Raw genomic sequence first — 18,466 nt, forward strand, 5'->3', positions numbered from 1 at the left:
TGACCGTCCCTCATTTATCGGTATACTGGCCCGAAAATTGGGGGAATTGATGCGGCGTGTGACAATTCATGACGTGGCGCAAAAGGCCGGTGTGAGCCTTGCCACGGTCGACAGGGTTCTCAACAAGCGGCCAGGCGTACGCAAGGCGACCATCGAGAAGGTCGAAGCAGCTGTCCAGGAGCTGAACTACACGCCGGATGTCTTTGCCGCGAGCCTTGCCAAGAAGCGTTCCTATCGCCTGCACTTCCTCATTCCCAACGGCCCTAATGCCTTCATGGAGGATCTGACGCAGGAAGCGATTGCCCATGCCGCAACGCTGGAGCGCGAACGGGTCAGCGTTCACATCGAGCCGATCGACGCCTTCGACGGGCACAAGGTGACCGGTACGCTCGCCATCCTGGACAAGTCGGTCTGTGACGGTGTTGCCGTTGTCGCACCGGCCTTCCCGGAAGTGCGCGCAGCCATCGACCGGCTACAGGACCGGGGCGTTCATGTGGTCACCCTGGTCTCCGATCACCCTGCTTCCAGCCGTCAGCACTTCGTCGGCATCGACAATCTCGCGGCCGGGCGCGTTGCCGGACGGCTTCTCGGCCGGTTCCTGCCGCGCCAGCCGGCCAAAATCGCCTTCGTTGCCGGCTCTTTGGGCCTGCGCGATCATGCCGACCGCTACGCCGGCTGCACGGAAGTTCTGGAGGCGGAATTCCCGCATCTCGAGCTTTTGAAAGTGCGCGAGGGCCGCGATGACAATGCCAAGAACAAGGACATCGTGGAAAAGCTTCTGGCGGAGCACCCGGACCTTGCCGGTCTCTACAACATCGGCGCGGGCAACCGCGGCGTGATTTCAGCCATCGACACAGCCGGTCGCGGCGAGGCGCTGACCTTCATCGGTCACGAGCTGACACCCTATACCCGCGAGGCGCTGATCTCCGGCACCATGGACGCGCTGATCGCCCAGGATCCGGGGCACGAAGTCCGCAGCGCCATCCGCGTTCTGAAAGCCCTGTGCGATGGCACTCCGATCGTCGAGGGCCAGGAGCGGATCGGCATCGACATCTTCCTGAAGGACAACCTGCCGGAGCTGGAAGCGACAGGGGATTAGTCCCGGTGGCCCGACCGATAAGAGAGCTTTTCTTCGGCCGGGATCCCCTCTAGGATCCGGTCCAAATTTTTCACAACAGATCTGACTTGCGGATTTGACGGCTTGGGAGGGCCGCCGCAGCGGGAGGAGATCAAGAATGAGTAACGCACCTCAAACAATCACGAACCCGATTCTGCCTGGGTTCAATCCGGATCCGTCGATCTGCCGCGTCGGCGACGACTATTACATCGCGACCTCAACATTCGAATGGTTTCCCGGCGTCCAGATCCATCACTCGAAGGACCTGAAGAACTGGCGCCTCGTGTCTCGCCCGCTGACCCGCGCCAGCCAGCTTGACATGCGCGGCAATCCGGACAGCGGTGGCATCTGGGCCCCATGCCTGACCTATTCGGACGGCCTGTTCTGGCTGGTCTACACGGACGTTAAGCGCAACGAAGGCAACTTCAAGGACGCCCACAACTACATCGTGACGGCGCCGTCCATAGAAGGGCCGTGGTCCGATCCCGTCTATGCCAATTCGTCCGGTTTCGACCCGTCCCTCTTCCATGACGACGACGGCCGCAAGTGGTTCGTCAACATGATCTGGGACCACCGCAAAACCCCGACGGCCTTTGCCGGCATCCTGCTGCAGGAGTATGACCCGAAGGCCGGGAAACTCGTCGGCCCGATCAAGAATATCTTCAAGGGAACAGAGCGCGGCCTTGTCGAAGGCCCCCATCTCTACAAACGCGGCGGCTATTACTACCTACTCACCGCCGAGGGCGGCACCGGCTATCGCCACGCAGTCACGTTCGCGCGTTCGAAGCGCCTCACAGGTCCTTACGAGCTCCACCCGGACAAGCATGTCGTCTCCGCCCTCACCTTCCCGGACAGCCCGATCCAGCGGGCCGGTCACGGCGACTTCGTAGAGACGCCAGAAGGCGAGACCTACATGGTGCACCTGATGGGCCGCCCCATTCCAGGGCTTAACCGCTGCCAGATGGGCCGTGAAACCGCCATCCAGAAATGTGTCTGGGGGGAGGACGGCTGGCTGCGTCTCGAGGGCGAAGCGCAGCTGCCCCAGGTGAATGTGGTGGCACCGAACCTGCCAGAGCATCCATTCGAACCGGAGCCTGTCCGGCACGATTTCGACGCCCCTGACCTCCCGATGGCCTTCCAGTGGCTGCGCACGCCGGAGCCCGAGCGGCTCTTTTCCCTGAGGGAGCGGCCCGGACACCTCCGGCTGTACGGCCGCGAATCCATCGGCAGCTACTTCGAGCAAGCCCTGGTGGCTCGCCGCCAGACCGCCTACGATTATGATGCTGAAACCAGCGTGGATTTCTCTCCGGAAACCTGCCAGCAGACAGCCGGCCTGATCGCCTACTACGGTCGCTACCAGTTCTTCCTGCTGGCTGTCGTGCGTGACGAAGAGTTCGGCAACTGTCTGTCCCTGTTGACCTGCCCCGGCAAGTATCCGGGCGGCGACATGCAGTTCCCGCTCGATGCGCCGGTGCCGGTCAGCGACAGCGTGCCCGTCCGCATGAAGATCGAAAGCCGGGGAACCGCGCTGCGTTTCTTCTATGCGCAAGGGAGCGACGAGTGGACGAGAATCGGCCCGGTTTTCGACGCGACGCAGCTGTCCGATGAAGCAGGGCGCGGCGAACACGGCAACTTTACCGGAGCTTTTGTCGGCATGCATGCCATGGACACAAGCGGATCCGGAAAGCACGCCGATTTCGACTATTTCAGCTATTCCGACATGTCGTAGCGGCACTTGCCGCGGTGCAACATCATAAAATGATGAGTTTCTTGCGGAAATCCCGATACAAAAACTCAAATATTAGCGTTGACGATCCCGGTAACAGACCTCATATCTAGAAATATGCGACTGACACAACAAACAAACTATGCGGTTCGCGCGCTGATGTACTGCGCAGCGAACCCGGAGCGTCCGAGCAAGGTTGCCGATATCGCGGCCAGCTTCGACATGTCGGAAACCCACCTTTTCAAGATCATGAAGGTGCTGGTGGATGCGAATCTCATCCGCACCATTCGTGGCCGGAACGGTGGCGTCATGCTTGCCCGGGAACCCGAAACCATCACCGTCGGCGAGGTTGTCCGCGCCGCCGAGGAGAGCTTCCTTCTGGCCGAGTGCTTCGACTCGGGCCGCAAGGACTGTCCGCTGATCACATCCTGCGGTTTCAACGGACTTCTGCATGAAGCCCTGGAAGCTTTCATGGATGTGCTCGACACCAAGACGATTGCCGACCTTTCGGAAGACCGTCCGAGCCTTCGGCACCTTCTGAAGATCGACGAACTCGACCGCAAGGTCGTAGCCGCGAACTGATCCTGCAGCAAAGCAGTGACCGGTCCGGAAAGCGGTCAGGTGTCAGGGCCCCTTTCCAGCGTTGATCGCACTGCGTTCGTCGCAGTTTGAAGACAATAAAAAACCCGCCTTTCGAGGCGGGTTTTTTATTGCGTGGTTCCCCTGCGCGACGGCAGGCCCCACACACGAACCGGGACCCTGGCTCACGAGAAAAGGAAGGTCTGGCTGGCTCACCGCTGAGGGAGAGGAGAGGGCGGTTGGCTTGCCGGACATTCTAGCTCTCAAGCTAGCCGACCGAAGGAGATTCGAAGGACGCGATTTCCGAACCGCTTCAGATCAGGCATTGCCTTCATACTTAAACTTGAGTATTTGTGTCAACATAATTTCTTGAGTTTTTTACTCAAGTTTTGAACGCCTCTAAACTGCTGAAGAAAACGGGTTCATTCGATGCAAAGCTCCCACATTCGCCGCGACAAGCTGACGATCTCATCCCCTCGCAAGCCGGTTGCGGTCAAAGCCGAAACACAGGGTCACATGCTGGACACCAAAGCCCTGTTCAATGGGGCTCGGGAACTGAAGATCCGGCACAATTCCGAGGTCTACCGGCTGACGATCACCAAGCTGGGAAAACTCATCCTGACCAAATAGGACGGCAATGTCAGACATTCGCAAAAACGCCCGGCGGCTGCGCATGCTTGCGCGCCGTCTGGCGCTGACCGCCCTGCCCGGTTTCCTCGCCGCAACGTTGCTCAGCCTTGCAAGTGCAATGTCGCTGGCCGCCTCCTATCTCGGCGGCATCTAAACAAACCTGCCTTTCGAAAAAGCAATTGCGCGATCTCGCGCAAAGGCATATCTGCGCAGCCGATGGTCCGCGGCATTGCGGACCTGGAGCAGTTGCCATGTCGTCTTTTTCCACTGCGGCCACAACGATCGGCCTCCTGATCGCCTCCAATGTCTTCATGACCTTCGCGTGGTATGGCCACCTGAAGTTCAAGAGCCATTCGTTGCTGATGGTGATCCTCATCAGCTGGGGCATCGCCTTCTTCGAGTACTGCCTTCAGGTACCCGCAAACCGGATCGGCCACGGCATCTTCAACGCAGCGCAGCTGAAGACCATCCAGGAAGTGATCACCCTTTCGATCTTCGTGCTTTTCTCCTGGCTCTATCTTGGCGAGGCAATCCGGCCGAACCAGCTGATCGGCTTTGCCCTGATCGCAGCCGGTGCGTTCTTCATCTTCCAGCGGTGACAGCGGTCGCGGTCCAAATGAAAAGCGGCGGCCCGTTGCCGGACCGCCGCCTTCTAAACCAGTCTCGCGACTGAGCTTACTTCATTTCGCTCATGACTTCGAAGCCTTCGCCGGAGACCTTGAACAGGGCGTAGGTGCCCGGAACGTCGCCAGCAGCATCGAAGTTGTGGTCGCCTGCAGCGCCCTTGTAATCGATCGCGGTACCAGCTGCGATCAGTTCCTTGGCCTTGGCCCACTCACCCGGAAGGATGGCTTCGCCTTCGCCGTTGGAGACTTCACGCAGGGCGGCCGGGATCTTGGCCTTGTCGCCACCGGCCTTTTCAACGGCCAGAGCCAGCAGGAATGCTGCATCGTAGGAGGTGGTCACGAAGATCGCATCCGGATCGCCGCCAGCTGCCTTGAAGGCCGTGTTGAAGACGTCCAGGGCATCGGACTTCTCGCCAACCGGCGAAGATGCGACGAAGGTGGCCAGGTTCTCGGCACCCAGTTCCTTGATCGGAGCGTCGGACTTCATGCCATCGCCGCCGACGAACTTTTCGAAGAAGCCGTTTTCCAGAGCTTGGCGCAGGATGGTGAGGCCGGTGCCGTCGCCGTAGTCGAAGATGACCAGCGTGTCGGCGCCGCCGTTTGCCAGCTCTGCGAGGTTCGAACGGTAGGAAGCCTTGCCGTCTTCATGAGCGGCGAAGCCAGCGATCTCGCCGCCCTGTGCTTCGTACTCAGCCTTGAACGCGTTGGCGAGGCCGGTGCCGTAGTCGTTGTTGACATAGGCAACGGCGACCTTGTCGTAGCCCTGAGCCTTCAGGGTACGGGCAAGTGCACGGCCCTGATAGTCATCGGACGGCACAGTGCGGAACACGGTGTCGTTGTCGGCGAGGCCGGTGATTTCCGGCGAGGTGCCGGACGGGGTCACGAGCGCGATGCCGGCCGGGATGGTGACGGAGCCGGCAGCAGCCAGAACGGCACCCGAGCAATGCGGGCCGACGATTGCGGAAACGCCTTCGATGTTCACGGCCTTGGTGGCTGCGTCCGTACCGCCCTGCGGGTTGCAGGCGCTGTCGCCGACGACGCCGACAAGGTTTTCACCGGCCAGAACGCCGCCCTGTTCGTTGACCTGCTGGAAAGCGAGCTGGGCCGCGTCGATCATGGCCGGTGCCATGGCTGCAATCGGGCCGGAAACGCCGCCGAGCAGGCCGATCTTCACGTCAGCCTTGGCCGGTGCCGCCGTCAGGGCGGTTGCTGCGAGCAGACCGCCTGCGATTGCAAGGAACTTGGATTTCATGGGTACTTACCTCCACATTATTCCGGGCAGTTGCCCGGGATCCCATTATTCTATGACGATGTCTTGTCCGACCGGCCGTCGCCGCGCAGCGGCTCGGGCAGGATGCCTTCCGGCCGGAACCGCAGCACCAGCTGCAGCATCAGGCCGATCAGGAACAGGCGGATGTACTTCGCCTTGACCGCATATTCATGCGGAAGCTGGTCGGTTGCAATCTCGGAAACGGACCAGATGATCCAGACCACGGCAGCGCCGAGGATTGCTCCCTTGTTGTTGCCGGACCCACCGAGGATCAGCATGATCCAGACGAGGAAGGTCGCGACCATCGGGTCGATGGCCTCCGGCGTGATCGAGCGGTTGAAATGCGCGAACAGCGCCCCGCCAAGCCCCATCAGCGCCGCACCGAAAATGAAAGCCTCCAAGCGGCGGTATTCGATGTTCTTGCCCATGGCGCGCGCGGCCAGCTCGTTGTCGCGGATGGCGCGCATCATGCGGCCCCAGGGCGCGTTGAACTGACGCTGGACCATCAGGTAGGCAACGGCCAGGACCGCAATCACGATGGCGAGGTAGGCCGCCTGGGACTGGACATATTCCAGATCGCCGAAGGGGCGCGGGATGCCGGTGATGCCGCGGGCGCTGTTGGTCAGTTCGGCTTCCGACTTGATGACGAGCCGGATGATCTCGGCAACTCCAATCGTGGCGATCGCCAGATAGTCGGACCGGAAGCGCAGGCAGATCTTCCCGATCGGCCAGGCGATCAAGGCCGCTGCGACCATCGCGCCGAACCAGCCGACGAAGAAAGGCTGTTCGAAGCCGCCAAGACGACCGTCGGCCGCCGGGCTGGTGAGGATGGCCGAAGTATAGGCACCGACCGCGAAGAAGCCCGCGATGCCGGCATTGAACAGTCCGGCAAAGCCCCACTGGATGTTGAGGCCCAGCGCCAGCAGCGCATAGATACCGATGAAGATGCCCATGAAGAGGGCGTAGTTGGCAAGACCGATAAGTTCCATCTTCCGTCCCTCCCCTTACAGAACCTTGCCGCGCAGCAGACCCGTCGGGCGCACAAGCAGCATGAACAGCAGAATGACGAAGGCCATGGCGGCCTTGTACTCGCTCGGGAGCACCAGGACGGAGAGTTCCTCTGCGATGCCGACGATCAGGCCGCCAAGGACAGCGCCTTCCACCCGTCCGACACCGCCCAGGATGGCGGCCGCGAACATGGGCAGCAGCATGTGCCAGCCCATCATCGACTTCAGTTCCGTGTTCAGGCCGAGGAAGACGCCGGACGCGGCACAAAGACCACCGGCAATGAGCCAGGTCAGCATGACAACCTTCTTGTTGTCGATGCCCGAAAGGAGCGCCAGGTTCGGATTGTCCGACATTGCCCGCATGGCCTTGCCCCACTTGGACCTGGCCAGGAACAGCTGCAGGACGCCAACGAGGGCGATCATGAACAGGATCGTATAGATCTCGCGGTCCTTGATCCGCAGACCGAAGTAGTTTTCCGGCCGCACGATGCCGCGGACATAGCTTTCCGAATCCACGCCCCAGACGACTTGGACCACGGAGCGGACCATAAGCGCGATGCCGAGCGAGGCCATAACCGTGACGATCCTCGGCCGCTCGCGCAGGTGTTCGTAGAAGACCTTGTCGATACCGATGGCAACGACCGCCGTCGCGATCATCGCGAAGGGCAACGCAAGAAGCGGATTGATGCCGAAGGAGGTGACGATCGCGAAGGCGATGAAAGCGCCCAGTGTCGCGAGGTCACCATGTGCAAGGTGAGCATAGCGCAGTATGGCGAAGAGCAGCGTGATGCCGACAGCGCCCAGCGCATAGATGGAACCGAGCACGATGCCCGGAATGAGATAGAAGTTGATGAGTTCAAGCATATCCATGATCCGCCTCCCTCAACCGCCGAGGAACATTTCGGCGACCTCACGGTCGGCAAGGAGGTCGGCACCGGTGCCTTCGTGACGGTTCTGGCCGGCTGCGAGGACATAGCCGCGATCGGCAAAGGCCAGCGCCTGCTTGGCGTGCTGTTCGACCAGGAGAATGGCAACGCCCGTGTCGCGCACATCGCGGCAGATCTGGAAGATCTGTTCCATGTATTTCGGCGACAGGCCTGCGGTCGGCTCATCCAGCAGCAGGAGCTTCGGGTCGAGCATCAGTGCCCGGCCCATGGCGACCATCTGGCGCTGACCGCCCGAAAGCGATCCCGCCATGGTCTTGCGGCGTTCCTTCAGGTCCGGGAACAGCTCGTAGACCCGGTCATAGGCTGCGGACAGGTCGCCCTTCTTCAGGAAGGCGCCCATCTCCAGATTCTCGTGGATCGACATTTCCCGGAAGATGTTGTCGACCTGCGGCACATAGCAGATGCCGCGCTGGACGATCCGGTTCGGCGCCCACTTGGTGATGTCTTCGCCATCGAAGACGATCGAACCGCCGCGCACATTCAAAAGGCCGAAGACCGCTTTCATGGCGGTGGACTTGCCCGCCCCGTTCGGGCCGACAATGACGACGATCTCGTTCGGATCGACATGCATGGACACGCCCTGCAGGATGTCCGCGTCGCCATAGCCACCGGTGACCGAGGTCATGGAGAGAATAGGAGTTACCTCGCTCATGCGGCATCTCCCGTGGTTTCTCCGAGATAGGCTTCAAGCACGCGAGCATCGGAACGCACGGTCTGGAAGTCGCCCTCAATGAGAACGGCGCCTTCAGCCATGCAGACGACCGGATCGCAGAGTTTCTCGATCATTTCCATGTCGTGTTCGATCAGGATGAAGGTGTAGCCGCGGTCCTTGTTGAGGATCTGGATCTTTTCCTCGAGCTTCCGCAGCAGCGTGCGGTTGACGCCGGCGGCCGGCTCATCCAGCAACACCAGTCTTGCGTCGGTCATCATGGTGCGGCCGAGCTCCAGGAGTTTCTTCTGACCACCCGACAGGTTGCCTGCACGCTGGTGGGCAACGTGGGTCAGCTCCAGGAATTCCAGCGTCTCGTAAGCCTTGCGCTCGACCTCGGCTTCACCAGCCTTGACCTTGCGCCAGGACAGCCAGTTGGCGAAGAGGCTTTCACCCGTCTGGCGCGGGGGAACCATCATCAGGTTTTCCAGCGCGGTCAGGCGATGAAACTCGTGGGGGATCTGGAACGTGCGCACGAGCCCCTTGTGGAACAAGGCGTCGCTGGATAAGCCCGTCACGTCCTCACCGAGGAAACGGATGGTGCCGCTGGTGGGCTTCAAGGCCCCGGCGATCAGATTGAAGAGTGTGGTCTTGCCCGCGCCGTTCGGTCCGATCAGGGCAGTGATGCTGCCCTCGTCGACCTTGAAGGAACATCCATTGACGGCCTTGAAGCCGCTGAAGTCCATCACGAGCTGGTCCAGTTCCAGCATATAGGCTCCTTGTCGCCGGCCCTTGTACTTCCATGTCAGGAAGCGGCGATCTCGTTATCCTTGCCCGTCAGGCAACTCGAAGGAGCTGCCTGCCCGTCAGCTTTCGCCGATTGTGCGAAGTGGCCTCAGCACCGCCCGCACCGGTGCTGCATCGAGCCCTTCTAGCTTCATCGGCAGCGCAATCAACTCATAATCCCCAGGTTCAACGTGAAAAAGCACCAGATTCTCGAGAATCCTGAGGTCTTTCTCCCGTGCAACCATGTGCGAGGGCAATTCCTTGGAGGTTTCAGGGTCGACTGACGGCACATCGACGCCTACGAGCCTGACGCCCTTTTTCGCCAGCAACGTCATCGTTTCGGGTGCCAGGGTACGAAATCCCTTGGGCCAGACCATGGGGTCGATCGGGTCTTCAAGGCGCAGGAGAACGCGCGGCGGCGCACCCTTGAGCCGATCCACAATCTCGTCCGGCTGGCAGAGAGGTCCGGAGCCGCGCGCATCGATGACCCGCACCGGGCCGATGAAGTCCTCCAGATCCAGCTCGTCGATGGCCTTGCCATCCGCATCATAGTGGAGCGGCGCGTCGGCATGGGCGCCGCAATGGGTGGAGAAAGACACCTCGGTGACATTGACCGGACACTCCGGTCCGATGGCAAAGGTCTGCACGACCTTGCAAGGGGCATCGCCCGGAAATACGGCCATGCCGGCCCGCACCGGCGGCGTGATATCGATGAGCTTCGTCAAAGTTCGGCCCTCAGGTCCCAGAGTTCGGGAAAGAGAACCACATCCAGCATCCGGCGCAAATAGGTCGCTCCGCTGGTGCCGCCGGTTCCGCGCTTGAAGCCGATGACACGCTCGACGGTCGTCACATGGTTGAACCGCCAGCGGCGGAAATAGTCCTCGAAATCGACCAGCTTTTCCGCCAGCTCATAGAGCTGCCAGTGCGCCTCTGTGTTCCGGTAGACCTCCACCCAGGCCGCACGCACGCTGTCATTGGCAACATAGGGTTCGGTGACATTGCGCTTGAGGACGGTCTCATCAATTACAAAGCCGGAGCGGCCCAACAGCGCGATGGCCTCATCATAGAGACTGGTTTCCGCCATCAGTTTCTGTAGCCAGGCATGGACGTCGGGAACGTGGGCATGCGGGCGGAGCATCGCGGCGTTCTTGTTGCCGGCAAGAAACTCGATGGCGCGGTACTGATAGGACTGGAAGCCGGACGACTGACCCAAAGCCTCGCGAAAGGTCGTGTAATCGCTGGGCGTCATGGTCCTGAGCACATCCCAGGCGGAATTCAGCTGTTCGAAGATCCGCGCCGTGCGGGTCAACATCTTGAACGCCGGCTGGAGGCGGTCCTGCGCAATCGCCGTCTTGGCGGCGGTCATCTCGTGCAGAGCCAGCTTCATCCAGAGCTCGGACGTCTGATGCTGGACGATGAACAGCATCTCATCATGTGCATCCGACAAAGGCGCCTGCGCGGCAAGCACCTTGCCGAGCTTCAGATAGTCGCCGTAGGACATGCGCCCGTCGAAGCTCATCTGGGCGCCATCATCCTGCGGATCAAAGGGCGTTCCTGGAGTGCTCATGTCAGGTGACCTTCTGGCGCTTCTTGAACTCTTCCCGGTCCCACATGCGGGTGATGAGGATTTTCTCCAGCGTGTCGACCGCGCGCAAGACATCAGCATGCGAGATGTAAAGTGGCGTGAACCCGAAACGAACGATGTCGGGCGCACGGAAATCGCCGATCACGCCGCAGGAAATCAGCGCCTGCATCAGGGCATAGCCCTCCTTGAACCGGAAGGACACCTGGCTGCCGCGCTCGTTCGGGTCGCGCGGGCTGGCGAGTTCGAGCCCGATCTTGCGGCTTTCCACCTCACGAATGAAGAGTTCGGAGAGTGAAATGGATTTCCGGCGCAGCTCCTCCATATCCACGTCATCGAAGACGTCGAGCGCCGCATCCAGGGCTGAAAGAGACAGGACCGGCGGCGTGCCGACCCGCATCCGGTCGATGCCGGTTGCAGGACGATAGTCGAGATCGAAGGCGAAGGGAGCCTGGTGCCCCATCCATCCGGTCAGGGCCGGCCGCACATTGTCCTGATGGCGCGGGGCGACATAGAGAAACGCGGGCGCTCCGGGGCCGCCGTTCAGATACTTGTAGCCGCAACCGACTGCAAAGTCGGCGCCCGCACCAGCAAGATCGACCGGAAACGCTCCAGCAGAATGGGCCAGGTCCCAGATCATCAGGGCACCGGCGGCATGCGCCATCTCGGTGATCGCCTTCATGTCATGGCGTCGTCCGGTCTTGTAGTCGACCTCGGTCAGCATGACGACGGCAACATCTTCGGAGATTGCCTGGGTGACGTTCTCCGGTTCGACAAGCCGAAGGATATGTCCCTTGTCGAGCAGTTTCGTCAGACCATCGGCGACGTAAAGATCCGTCGGGAAGTTGCCCTTGTCGGAGACGATCACGGACCTGTCCGGCCGCAAGGCAAGTGCTGCCGACAGGACCTTGAAGACGTTGATCGTGGTGCTGTCACACGCAACGACGCTGCCGGGTTCAGCCCCGATCAGGCGACCGATGCGGTTGCCGACCTTTTCAGGCAGATCGATCCAGGCGTGGTCGTTCCAGCCGCGGATCAGGCTCTGTCCCCATTCTTCGGCGACAACCTGCTGCATGCGGGCCGGCACATGTGCAGGAAGAACCCCCAGGGAGTTTCCATCAAGGTAGATGACGTCCCTGGGGAGAGCGAAGCACTCCCTCTTGTGCGCGAGAGGATCGTCTCGATCCTGTTCGAGTTGCAGGGCTTCATTCTTCTGGGACATCTGCATCAGATCACTATTGTCTTGAGTTCCCCGCGATCGCGGCACGCCTGACGGATTTTCGCAGACGGTATCAAGGCGGATGACTTGCCTCAAGTGATTATATATAATTTGACCAATTCAATATTATTTATGCATGTAGGGTCATGTCCCAGACAAATACCGCCTATGTCATTCTGCGCCGCGCGATCCTTGACTGTGACCTGAATCCGGACTCTGCGCTTGTCATCTCCAGCCTCAAGTCCCGTTTCGGCTTTGGCTGGACACCGCTGCGCGAAGCGCTGCCACGGCTTGAGGCGGAAAGGCTTGTCCGCTTCGAACCGAACAAGGGCTATCGCGTTGCCGGCGTTTCCGTGTCAGGCCTGAAGGATCTGCAAGTCGCCAGAACGGCGGTCGAGACCGAGCTTCTTCTTCGATCCATCAATCTGGGTGGGGACGAATGGGAGGCCAATCTCGTCGCGGCGCATCATCTCCTGGCTCAAACCGCATTACCGGAACCGGGCACGATCAGCGCTGCAGGACTTGCCTGGGAAAAGCGCCACGAAGCCTTTCACGCCGCGCTCCTGGCCGGCGCCAATGCACCCTGGCTGGAGCATCTGGCACGGCAGACCAGCGACCAGCTTCATCGCCATCACCGTTTCATGCTGAACGGCGCACAGGTCCTGCAGCGTCTGCGTGATCCCGATGGCGCTGCACTGCGCGGGACCTTCGACAGAACCCTCGGCCTTGCCCACCATACTGCCCTGTTGGATGCCGCGATCGACCGCGACAAGGACCGCGCGGCAAGTCTTCTGAAGGAGCATGTCGGCTTCTCGCTGGCGGTCTACGCAAGCCTCTGGCCCGACGACGAAACCGTCGATACGGCGGCCGCCTGATGCGGGCGATGCGACATCCGGACGACCGATTACGACTTTTTACCGGCTGTTACCTGCAACGGGATGACGCCCTGGCCAATCCGGTTCATGATGGAGCATTCACCCTTGACCCAAGGGCGCGACCGACAGCCAAAGCGACAACCGAGCAACGATGTTCATCAGCGTCTTCGACATCTTCAAGATCGGCATAGGCCCCTCAAGCTCCCACACGGTCGGACCGATGGTCGCCGTACAGCGCTACTTGTCCCGGCTGAGGGAACTGCCAGGCCTCTCAAAGCGGAGCTACCTTCGCGTCACCGTGACGTTGCACGGCTCCCTTGCGTTCACCGGCAAGGGCCATGCGACCGACCAGGCGGTGTGCCTCGGCATGATGGGCGCACGGCCCGATGCGCTGGATCCCGATGACGTAGCTCCCATGATGGAGCGCCTCACGTCGGACAAAAGCGTTGCCCACGACGGATTACCCCGGATGTCCTTCGATCCGTCGCACGACGTGATCTTCGACTACGGCCCGCCCCTGCCGCTGCATTCCAACGCAATGACCTTCCGGCTTGTGGGCGAAGACGGCCGCGCCATTGACGAATTCGTCTACTATTCTGTCGGCGGAGGTTTCGTCGTGACCGAGGCCGAGCTCAGCAATACTCGCAATGCGCGAGACGAGCTCAAGAGCCAGGATGTGCCCTATCCGTTTGCCTCGGCGAAACAGATGCTGGAGATGGGCCGGGAGGCCAACTGCTCGATTGCAGAGATGAAACTGGCGAACGAGTGCTGCGACAAGTCGCGGGAAGAGGTTCTTGAAGGGATCGACAATGTCTGGTCGGCGATGGATGCCTGCATCAATCGCGGTATCAGCGCCGACGGCATCCTTCCCGGCGGGCTGAAGGTCAAACGCCGCGCGTCGGAAATCTACCAGAAACTGATCCGCGAGGGTCGCAGCAATCCTCCCTTCGAACACACTGTGATGGACTGGCTTGGCGTCTATGCCATGGCGGTGAACGAGGAGAACGCTGGCGGTGGGCGTGTCGTAACCGCCCCGACCAATGGCGCCGCCGGGGTGATCCCTGCGGTCACCCGCTACTATCTCGACCATTGTCCGGGCGCCGATGCGGAGGGCATTCGGACCTTTCTGCTCACGGCCGCCGCCATCGGCGGCATCATCAAGGCAAATGCCTCCATTTCCGGGGCAGAGGTCGGCTGTCAGGGCGAAGTCGGGTCGGCATCGGCGATGGCAGCTGCCGGGCTCTGTGCCGCTCTTGGCGGGACCAACGAACAGGTCGAAAACGCCGCCGAGATCGCGCTGGAACATCACCTCGGCATGACCTGTGACCCGATCGCGGGTCTGGTTCAGGTGCCTTGCATCGAGCGCAACGCAGTGGGAGCGGTCAAGGCGGTTACCGCCGCGTCGCTGGCCCTGCGCGGTGACGGCAGCCACTTCGTTCCGCTTGATGGCTGCATCGAGACAATGCGCCAGACGGGGCTCGACATGAGCGAACGCTACAAGGAAACCTCGACCGGCGGACTTGCCGTCAACATCGTCGCCTGCTGATGACAGACGGCGGAGCGAGGCAGGTTCCGCCGTCCGTCATGTCGACTGTTTAGCCGGCGTAATATGGTGAGCCCATCGCGCGGCTTGCCTGCTCCGTTATGCTGGCATCGAACACCCTTGTATAGAACGCACAACCGAGGCTGGCTGCCGTTCCCGGGAACTCATTGATGGCAAAATCCAGTGCCTGATCGAGGGTTTCAAAGGCGTCAAATCCTCCGAGCGTGTTGGTCATCAAACCGCTGAGCCAGACCTTGTTCATGAGGCCCGGCACCTTCTTCAGAGCTTCATTGCGCTTCTGCCAGGGGAATTCGGCAAAGGGTTTCGAGAACTGCAGTTCGGTATAGACGAAGGCTCCCGGCTTCGCGGAAACATGGGTGCCGTAATGGACGGACCCGAGATCGATGCTCGCCTCTCTGACCACGTCGGCATCGAAGATACGCGTGTTGTGCGCAACTCCGAAGGAGCGCGGCTCGGTCGGAAAATATCCGGTCACGAAGTCACGGGCATGTTCGATGGAATCGAAGGCATAGAACCCGCCGACCGATTGGTTGCCGTGGCCCTGAAGCCAGGTCTTGTTCAGGAAACCCGGCTGTTCCTTGATCTTCTCGTTGATCGCCTGCCACGGCGCCTGGTCGAAGGGTACCGAGATTGCGACTTCGGTGTAGACGAATGCCTTTGCCGTCATTTTGGACGTTTCCTTTGCCTTGAGAATTGAGGGAGTGAGGACCGCGGCCGTCGTCATGGCAGCAGTTCCAGCCAGAACCTGCCGGCGCGACACGGCGTCGACAGCGCGGTTTTTGTTGCTTTCACTTTCATCGGACATCTGCATCTCCTTAAACTTGCATAATGCAAGTTGATGCCGTATGCCGTATCAGCTTGCGTTTTGCAAGTGGAAAAGTTACAAAGCCTCATGGTGAAGAAATCTCAGAAATACGATTCAGGTTGCCCTATCGCCTACGGGCTGGATGTCTTTGGCGACCAGTGGTCCCTGCTGATCATCCGCGACATGGCCCTCAAGGGTGCGCGGACCTATGGCGAGTTCCTGGAAGGATGGGAAGGAATCTCGACAAACATCCTCGCCAATCGGCTGAAACACCTCGAGGACACCGGCCTCATCACCAGGGAACGCGACCCGGACAACTGGCGCAGCTATATCTACGAGCTGACCCCGAAAGGTCGCGACCTTGCGCCGGTTATTGCCGAGATCATCCTATGGAGCGGCAAATACAACACGGCGGAACACGCAATGCCGGAGGCCGTCGAGAAGGTTCGACGGGACCGGCAAGGCTTTGAAGACAAGGTGCGCAACGGCGACATCCCGTAACTCGACCGGTCTGATCGCGACCCTAATCCCGGGCTCGACACGAACGGCAAAACCAAGGACACTCCAGGCACCGACCGGTCAGAAACGGTCCGGAATCAAAGGTCTCTGTCCATGCCGGTCGTCGTGACACCCATCTATGCCGGGCTGCTCGCCCTCATCTACTTCCTCTTGAGCGCAAGGGTGATTTCCCGACGCCGTGAACTCTGGATCAGCCTTGGCGACAAGGGAGACCGGCAGCTTTTGCGCAGAACACGGGTTCACGGGAACTTCGCCGAATACGTGCCGCTGTCGCTGATCCTGATGATCACGGCTGAACTGATGCTGACGCCGCACTGGGCGCTTCACGCAATCGGAATTGCGCTGGTTGCCGGCCGCGTGTCTCACGCTTGGGGCGTGGGACAGGAACCGGACAACCTCACCCTCCGGACAATAGGCATGATCCTGACCTTCGCCGTTCTGGTGATCGGCGGTCTGCTCAATATCGCCCTTGCAATCCTGATGTCGGATTTCGCCGGGTAGCTCCCGGCCTCAGATCTGTTGCAGACGTGTCTTGTGCGCATGAGCGATGTGCCTGCGGGCGGCCGCATCCGCTGCTTCGGTGTCACCGGCTGCAATCGCGTTGACAATCGCGGCATGCTCCTCGACGGCGATCTCGCGCCGCTCCGGAGTGTCGAGCGTCGTCCCCGCCATCAGGATCAGAGACAGGCGCAGATGTTCGATCTGGTCGACCAGATAGCGGTTGTGGGATGCCAGGCACAGGCGCCGGTGGAACTCGCGATTGGACCGGACAAGCCCTTCCTCGTCCGCGATCCGCTGACGGTCGGCATTGACGAGGTCCTGCAGGATCTCGATCTCCGGCTCTGACGCATGCTTGGCGGCAAGGCCTGCCGCCGTGCCCTCAAGCACTTCGCGCATGAAGTAGACTTCGTTGATCTGGCCGTGGTCGAGGGTCGGGATGACCATGCCGCGGTTCGGCTCGTGAACGGCGAGGCCTTGCGCTTCAAGGCGCTTGAGGCCTTCACGGATCGGCGTCCGGGAGACGCCGAACTCTTCGGCAAGCTCCGCCTCGCGCAGGCGGTCGCCGGGTTTGAGGACCCGTTCCTCGATAAGGCCGATCAGCCGCTGATAAATTTCTGAACCGTTCATGCGAACCGTCATAGACCATTTCCACCGACAAATCAGCAATTTGCTTCAATGAAGCCGCACACCCTGACGCCTGAGCTCGGCCTGCAGCAGAGCGATGTCGAGCCGCTCCAACTCCTGACCATACTTCACCGACAAGGCCGCAGCGACACCAGCACCCTGCCCCGTCACCGTGCAGCACATCATGTTTCGGGTTGCCGCATGACTGACCTTGTCCCCGCCGGTCGCCCGGCCCGCCACCAGAAGATTTGCAACGCCCTTGGGCAGCAGGGTCCGGTACGGAAGCTGGAAATAGCGCCCGGTCGTCGGCAGGATCAGAATTCCGTAGCCGTCGATGAACTCCGGGAAGATGCCGATGCTGTCATCGAACCGGCCCTGCTCGCGGACATCAAGCTCGGTCATGTCGTAGATTGCCTCGATCTTGCGTGTATCGCGAATACCGATGGTCATGCCGAAATTCCGCAGCTTTGCGCCGTCGCAACCGGGATGAAAGCGGCGCAGGGCCTCGACCGCGAGCATTGCCTGACGGCGTCCCTCGATTTCATTGGCGGTCATGGAATCCGGCGACGTGCCGTCACATCCCGCGAGATGGACCAGGTTCAGGTAGGTCAGGTCGCCGCTGTCATAGAGCGCACCCCATGTTCCGGAGATTGTCTGCAGATGCGCCGGGATAACGCCTGCTTCCATGGCCTTTTCGAACGGCTTCCTGAGGAAGGGCGAGAACATCGCGTCTTCCTTGCCGGTGGTCTCGACCGTCCACTCGCCGCTCTCCCAATCCTTGTATGTCTGCGGGTCCGCCTTGACCGCTTCGATGAAGCGTTTTCGATCGACGCCTGACATGGAGAACATGACAGAAGCCGCCTGCATCTCTTCAACCGGTGTCTTTCGCGTCAACGCGCCTGCACGGTACGCCACGTCCGCGTCGCCTGTTGCATCAATGACGCGTTTTGCCAGGATCGCTTCCCGGCCGGCCTTGCTTTCGGTGATGATGCCGCAAATGCGGTTTCCATCCATGATCGGCGCAGCGAAGGCCCGGTGCAACATCGGATGAATTCCGGCTTCCTCGACCAGGTTGTCCGCAACGAGTTTGAAGGCTTCCGCATCGAGCGCATAGCTGTCTGACTGCGGCTCCGGCGTACCAGCCCCTGTCGCCTTTGCACGGTCCTCGAATTCACGACCAACACCCTCGGTGTCGACGGTTTTCTCATGGCGATACCATGCGAAGCCCTCGACGCCCACTGCGGTGATGTTGCCTCCGAAGCAGCCGAAACGCTCGACCAGGGTCACGTCGACACCGGCGCGCGCGGCGCCGATTGCGGCCGACAGACCACCGGGCCCAGAGCCGACGACAAGGACATCCGTTTCGTGAATGACGTCGATCTCACGGGCCGGTTCCGTGATTGTCCTCATGGTCAGTCCCATCGTTGCAACAGGTGGTTC

The 18,466-nt window shown here is 60.8% G+C and carries 21 protein-coding genes; 10 read left to right on the forward strand and 11 right to left on the reverse strand.

What is annotated here, in order from left to right:
- The first annotated feature begins 49 nt into the window (after window positions 1–49).
- The 6 genes from ACN0SY_RS07135 to ACN0SY_RS07160 all read left to right on the forward strand — a co-directional run bounded on the left by ACN0SY_RS07135 (window position 50) and on the right by ACN0SY_RS07160 (window position 4,651).
- Entirely contained in the window at window positions 50–1,099 is a 1,050-nt protein-coding gene (locus ACN0SY_RS07135; RefSeq protein WP_417685747.1) for a substrate-binding domain-containing protein, read from the forward strand.
- A 136-nt stretch (window positions 1,100–1,235) separates the two neighbouring features.
- Window positions 1,236–2,846 carry a glycoside hydrolase family 43 protein gene (locus tag ACN0SY_RS07140; protein WP_417685749.1) on the forward strand — a complete coding sequence of 537 codons (1,611 nt, stop codon included), beginning with the start codon at window positions 1,236–1,238 and terminating at the stop codon, window positions 2,844–2,846.
- A 114-nt stretch (window positions 2,847–2,960) separates the two neighbouring features.
- On the forward strand, window positions 2,961–3,425 hold the full coding sequence (rirA, locus tag ACN0SY_RS07145) for an iron-responsive transcriptional regulator RirA (RefSeq protein WP_417685751.1): 465 nt from the start codon (window positions 2,961–2,963) through the stop codon (window positions 3,423–3,425).
- 426 nt (window positions 3,426–3,851) lie between these two features.
- Window positions 3,852–4,052, forward strand: a complete 201-nt coding sequence (gene hemP / locus ACN0SY_RS07150; protein ID WP_417685753.1) for a hemin uptake protein HemP — start codon at window positions 3,852–3,854, stop codon at window positions 4,050–4,052.
- Between the two features lie 7 nt (window positions 4,053–4,059).
- Window positions 4,060–4,206: a hypothetical protein gene (locus ACN0SY_RS07155; protein WP_417685755.1), complete on the forward strand. Its 147-nt coding sequence runs from the start codon at window positions 4,060–4,062 to the stop codon at window positions 4,204–4,206.
- 97 nt (window positions 4,207–4,303) lie between these two features.
- On the forward strand, window positions 4,304–4,651 hold the full coding sequence (locus tag ACN0SY_RS07160) for a DMT family protein (RefSeq protein WP_417685757.1): 348 nt from the start codon (window positions 4,304–4,306) through the stop codon (window positions 4,649–4,651).
- Window positions 4,652–4,727: 76 nt separating this feature from the next.
- On the opposite strand, the gene ACN0SY_RS07165 is transcribed toward ACN0SY_RS07160, so the two are convergent.
- From ACN0SY_RS07165 to kynU, 8 genes are all read right to left on the reverse strand, one after another.
- On the reverse strand, window positions 4,728–5,930 hold the full coding sequence (locus ACN0SY_RS07165) for an ABC transporter substrate-binding protein (protein ID WP_417685759.1): 1,203 nt from the start codon (window positions 5,928–5,930) through the stop codon (window positions 4,728–4,730).
- Between the two features lie 50 nt (window positions 5,931–5,980).
- On the reverse strand, window positions 5,981–6,937 hold the full coding sequence (locus tag ACN0SY_RS07170) for a branched-chain amino acid ABC transporter permease (RefSeq protein WP_417685761.1): 957 nt from the start codon (window positions 6,935–6,937) through the stop codon (window positions 5,981–5,983).
- A 15-nt stretch (window positions 6,938–6,952) separates the two neighbouring features.
- Complete coding sequence (locus ACN0SY_RS07175) at window positions 6,953–7,825, reverse strand: branched-chain amino acid ABC transporter permease (protein WP_417685763.1); 873 nt, start codon at window positions 7,823–7,825, stop codon at window positions 6,953–6,955.
- A gap of 12 nt (window positions 7,826–7,837) precedes the next feature.
- Window positions 7,838–8,554, reverse strand: coding sequence for an ABC transporter ATP-binding protein (locus ACN0SY_RS07180; protein ID WP_417685765.1), 717 nt, complete (start codon window positions 8,552–8,554; stop codon window positions 7,838–7,840).
- Window positions 8,551–9,321, reverse strand: coding sequence for an ABC transporter ATP-binding protein (locus ACN0SY_RS07185; RefSeq protein WP_417685767.1), 771 nt, complete (start codon window positions 9,319–9,321; stop codon window positions 8,551–8,553). Before ACN0SY_RS07185 ends, ACN0SY_RS07180 begins: the two co-directional genes overlap by 4 nt.
- Before the next feature lie 96 nt (window positions 9,322–9,417).
- A complete protein-coding gene (kynB, locus tag ACN0SY_RS07190) occupies window positions 9,418–10,062 on the reverse strand; it encodes an arylformamidase (protein ID WP_417685769.1) in 645 nt (214 codons plus the stop codon).
- Window positions 10,059–10,904: a tryptophan 2,3-dioxygenase gene (gene kynA / locus ACN0SY_RS07195; protein ID WP_417685771.1), complete on the reverse strand. Its 846-nt coding sequence runs from the start codon at window positions 10,902–10,904 to the stop codon at window positions 10,059–10,061. Before kynA ends, kynB begins: the two co-directional genes overlap by 4 nt.
- A 1-nt stretch (window position 10,905) precedes the next feature.
- The gene (gene kynU / locus ACN0SY_RS07200) at window positions 10,906–12,141 is read right to left on the reverse strand and encodes a kynureninase (protein WP_417685773.1); all 1,236 of its coding nucleotides are present in this window, start codon (window positions 12,139–12,141) and stop codon (window positions 10,906–10,908) included.
- Window positions 12,142–12,284: 143 nt separating this feature from the next.
- Here kynU and ACN0SY_RS07205 point away from each other — a divergent pair, with 143 nt between their 5' ends.
- Window positions 12,285–13,013: a GntR family transcriptional regulator gene (locus ACN0SY_RS07205; protein WP_417685775.1), complete on the forward strand. Its 729-nt coding sequence runs from the start codon at window positions 12,285–12,287 to the stop codon at window positions 13,011–13,013.
- 151 nt (window positions 13,014–13,164) lie between these two features.
- Window positions 13,165–14,559: an L-serine ammonia-lyase gene (locus ACN0SY_RS07210; protein ID WP_417685777.1), complete on the forward strand. Its 1,395-nt coding sequence runs from the start codon at window positions 13,165–13,167 to the stop codon at window positions 14,557–14,559.
- 49 nt (window positions 14,560–14,608) lie between these two features.
- On the opposite strand, the gene ACN0SY_RS07215 is transcribed toward ACN0SY_RS07210, so the two are convergent.
- Window positions 14,609–15,382 (reverse strand): YdhR family protein, encoded by a 774-nt coding sequence (locus ACN0SY_RS07215; RefSeq protein WP_417685778.1) that lies wholly within the window; start codon window positions 15,380–15,382, stop codon window positions 14,609–14,611.
- A gap of 87 nt (window positions 15,383–15,469) precedes the next feature.
- On the opposite strand from ACN0SY_RS07215, the gene ACN0SY_RS07220 reads away from it, so the two are divergent.
- The gene (locus ACN0SY_RS07220; RefSeq protein WP_417685780.1) at window positions 15,470–15,883 is read left to right on the forward strand and encodes a winged helix-turn-helix transcriptional regulator; all 414 of its coding nucleotides are present in this window, start codon (window positions 15,470–15,472) and stop codon (window positions 15,881–15,883) included.
- Window positions 15,884–15,994: 111 nt separating this feature from the next.
- Entirely contained in the window at window positions 15,995–16,402 is a 408-nt protein-coding gene (locus tag ACN0SY_RS07225) for an MAPEG family protein (RefSeq protein WP_417685782.1), read from the forward strand.
- Window positions 16,403–16,411: 9 nt separating this feature from the next.
- On the opposite strand, the gene ACN0SY_RS07230 is transcribed toward ACN0SY_RS07225, so the two are convergent.
- Both ACN0SY_RS07230 and ACN0SY_RS07235 read right to left on the reverse strand, forming a co-directional pair.
- Window positions 16,412–17,029, reverse strand: coding sequence for a GntR family transcriptional regulator (locus ACN0SY_RS07230; protein ID WP_417666344.1), 618 nt, complete (start codon window positions 17,027–17,029; stop codon window positions 16,412–16,414).
- Window positions 17,030–17,074: 45 nt separating this feature from the next.
- On the reverse strand, window positions 17,075–18,436 hold the full coding sequence (locus ACN0SY_RS07235) for an FAD-dependent oxidoreductase (protein ID WP_417685784.1): 1,362 nt from the start codon (window positions 18,434–18,436) through the stop codon (window positions 17,075–17,077).
- Window positions 18,437–18,466: the final 30 nt, after the last annotated feature.

This window comes from Roseibium sp. (genome assembly GCF_048261595.1).
Taxonomy (GTDB): Bacteria; Pseudomonadota; Alphaproteobacteria; order Rhizobiales; family Stappiaceae; genus Roseibium.

What these genes read in the sequence shown, in the direction of transcription:
- ACN0SY_RS07135 (WP_417685747.1), top strand. Translation starts at nt 50, where the DNA reads ATGCGGCGTGTGACAATTCATGACGTGGCGCAAAAGGCCGGTGTGAGC.
- ACN0SY_RS07140 (WP_417685749.1), top strand. Translation starts at nt 1,236, where the DNA reads ATGAGTAACGCACCTCAAACAATCACGAACCCGATTCTGCCTGGGTTC.
- rirA (WP_417685751.1), top strand. Translation starts at nt 2,961, where the DNA reads ATGCGACTGACACAACAAACAAACTATGCGGTTCGCGCGCTGATGTAC.
- hemP (WP_417685753.1), top strand. Translation starts at nt 3,852, where the DNA reads ATGCAAAGCTCCCACATTCGCCGCGACAAGCTGACGATCTCATCCCCT.
- ACN0SY_RS07155 (WP_417685755.1), top strand. Translation starts at nt 4,060, where the DNA reads ATGTCAGACATTCGCAAAAACGCCCGGCGGCTGCGCATGCTTGCGCGC.
- ACN0SY_RS07160 (WP_417685757.1), top strand. Translation starts at nt 4,304, where the DNA reads ATGTCGTCTTTTTCCACTGCGGCCACAACGATCGGCCTCCTGATCGCC.
- ACN0SY_RS07165 (WP_417685759.1), bottom strand. Translation starts at nt 5,930, where the DNA reads ATGAAATCCAAGTTCCTTGCAATCGCAGGCGGTCTGCTCGCAGCAACC.
- ACN0SY_RS07170 (WP_417685761.1), bottom strand. Translation starts at nt 6,937, where the DNA reads ATGGAACTTATCGGTCTTGCCAACTACGCCCTCTTCATGGGCATCTTC.
- ACN0SY_RS07175 (WP_417685763.1), bottom strand. Translation starts at nt 7,825, where the DNA reads ATGGATATGCTTGAACTCATCAACTTCTATCTCATTCCGGGCATCGTG.
- ACN0SY_RS07180 (WP_417685765.1), bottom strand. Translation starts at nt 8,554, where the DNA reads ATGAGCGAGGTAACTCCTATTCTCTCCATGACCTCGGTCACCGGTGGC.
- ACN0SY_RS07185 (WP_417685767.1), bottom strand. Translation starts at nt 9,321, where the DNA reads ATGCTGGAACTGGACCAGCTCGTGATGGACTTCAGCGGCTTCAAGGCC.
- kynA (WP_417685771.1), bottom strand. Translation starts at nt 10,904, where the DNA reads ATGAGCACTCCAGGAACGCCCTTTGATCCGCAGGATGATGGCGCCCAG.
- kynU (WP_417685773.1), bottom strand. Translation starts at nt 12,141, where the DNA reads ATGTCCCAGAAGAATGAAGCCCTGCAACTCGAACAGGATCGAGACGAT.
- ACN0SY_RS07205 (WP_417685775.1), top strand. Translation starts at nt 12,285, where the DNA reads ATGTCCCAGACAAATACCGCCTATGTCATTCTGCGCCGCGCGATCCTT.
- ACN0SY_RS07210 (WP_417685777.1), top strand. Translation starts at nt 13,165, where the DNA reads ATGTTCATCAGCGTCTTCGACATCTTCAAGATCGGCATAGGCCCCTCA.
- ACN0SY_RS07215 (WP_417685778.1), bottom strand. Translation starts at nt 15,382, where the DNA reads ATGTCCGATGAAAGTGAAAGCAACAAAAACCGCGCTGTCGACGCCGTG.
- ACN0SY_RS07220 (WP_417685780.1), top strand. Translation starts at nt 15,470, where the DNA reads ATGGTGAAGAAATCTCAGAAATACGATTCAGGTTGCCCTATCGCCTAC.
- ACN0SY_RS07225 (WP_417685782.1), top strand. Translation starts at nt 15,995, where the DNA reads ATGCCGGTCGTCGTGACACCCATCTATGCCGGGCTGCTCGCCCTCATC.
- ACN0SY_RS07230 (WP_417666344.1), bottom strand. Translation starts at nt 17,029, where the DNA reads ATGAACGGTTCAGAAATTTATCAGCGGCTGATCGGCCTTATCGAGGAA.
- ACN0SY_RS07235 (WP_417685784.1), bottom strand. Translation starts at nt 18,436, where the DNA reads ATGAGGACAATCACGGAACCGGCCCGTGAGATCGACGTCATTCACGAA.